We start from the raw sequence: 1076 nt of genomic DNA, 5'->3' as shown, positions 1-1076 counted from the left end.
CACTGACCCAGGTTCCAGCGCCCCAGCCCGCGACGCAGGTGGCCCTGAGCGCGACCGCCGCCTTCGCCGAAAGCGGGAAACCCATCGGCACCGGCCTCGTCTGGCGCGTCTACGAAGATCGAGGCGACGTCACCCAGCCCGTGATCGTGGCACGGTCGACGGCCGCCAATCCGCGCTTCACCCTGCCGCCTGGCAATTACATCGTACATGTGGCCTATGGCTTTGCCAGCGCTTCGAAGCGTATCAGCGCGCAATCCGGAGCGCTCAACGAGCGCCTCGCCATCAGTGCGGGCGCTCTGCGTCTCAAAGGCGCGGTCGGCGACAATCCCATCGCGCAGAACCAGATCTCGTTCTCCGTGTACGTCCCCATCGGTTCGAACTCCGAAGGTCGCCTCGTGATCGCGGACGCCAAAGCGGGCGCCATCATCCGATTGCCGGAAGGCTCGTATCACGTCGTCTCGACCTACGGCGACGCCAACGCGATCATGCGCGCAGATCTGAAGGTCGAGGCAGGCAAGATCACGGAGGCGACGCTCAATCATCGCGCAGCCGTCGTCACGCTGAAACTCGTCGCTGCCGCAGGCGGTGAAGCGTTCGCGGGAACCGCTTTCAGCGTTCTGACGCCAGGCGGCGACGTGATCCGTGAAGCCATCGGCGCCTTTCCGTCGGTGACACTGGCGGAGGGCGATTACGTCCTGATCGCTCGTCACGACGGCAAGGTTCAGACCCGCGAGTTCAAGGTCGAAAGCGGTCTCAATCGCGACATCGAGATCATCGCGGCGCAATGATTGCGGCACGGGCCGTCAGTAGATCCGCTTCAGCGAACCGTCGAATGCACATGATGCGCCGTGGTAGAAAGAACAGCCCACGCCTTCGTTCATCTTCAGCTGCTTGAATGTGCGGTCGAACCCGACCGTGATGACGCATTCATCCTGTTCGACGACTTCCTTCCGGCGGAATTCGATGCGCTGGTTGCCGACCGCCAGGCCACGCAGACTAATCGACCCCACACAATTCTCGGTACTCGTCGTGATCGACGCCGCGTATGTGTCCGCGGCACCGATAGGTGTTTCCAT

The 1076-nt window shown here is 62.8% G+C and carries 2 protein-coding genes; one reads left to right on the top strand and one right to left on the bottom strand.

Annotated elements, in window-relative coordinates; translation table 11 throughout:
- Positions 1-788: hypothetical protein (locus AC1DT3_RS22255; RefSeq protein ID WP_477467347.1), on the top strand; the 788-nt coding region annotated here is incomplete at its 5' end.
- Positions 789-803: 15 nt separating this feature from the next.
- Here AC1DT3_RS22255 and AC1DT3_RS22250 read toward each other — a convergent pair.
- The coding region (locus AC1DT3_RS22250; protein WP_477467346.1) for a hypothetical protein at positions 804-1076 on the bottom strand (273 nt) is incomplete at its 5' end.

The organism is Microvirga sp. P4_G7 (genome assembly GCF_056401005.1).
The sequence above is the reverse complement of the archived record's forward strand: the minus strand, read 5'-3'. Positions and strand labels throughout refer to the sequence as shown.